The organism is Pseudoalteromonas sp. SIMBA_162 (assembly GCF_046535955.1).
Taxonomy (GTDB): Bacteria; Pseudomonadota; Gammaproteobacteria; order Enterobacterales; family Alteromonadaceae; genus Pseudoalteromonas; species Pseudoalteromonas marina.
In genome coordinates, this window is the sequence record NZ_JAWJBQ010000350.1 from 1 (window position 1) to 275 (window position 275).

Annotated in this window: 1 protein-coding gene; it reads right to left on the reverse strand. The window is 37.1% G+C overall.

The features are described from left to right. Positions 1-275, reverse strand: a 275-nt coding sequence (locus R0J88_RS19990) for a spore germination protein (RefSeq protein ID WP_410900874.1), incomplete at both ends; no start/stop codon positions are given.

Consider the following 275-nt stretch of genomic DNA (forward strand, 5'->3'; position numbering starts at 1 on the left):
CGGATTAATTTCTTTCGGACGATTTTTCAGCCAATTTAACGGCGCTCTTAAGATTGAATCTTTCGCAGAGGATACATTTCCTGGTGAAAAGGGAATCATATATGGAACACTGAAAGAACGTAAAGCAATCATATGATTCAGAATTAAAATAATCCCTACTGCTAATCCTAATAAGCCGAATGTTCCAGCTAAAATGATTAAAGGGAAGCGTAGCATTCGAAATGCAGTAGCGACATTGTAAGATGGCGTAGCAAAAGAACCAATTGTTGATAATG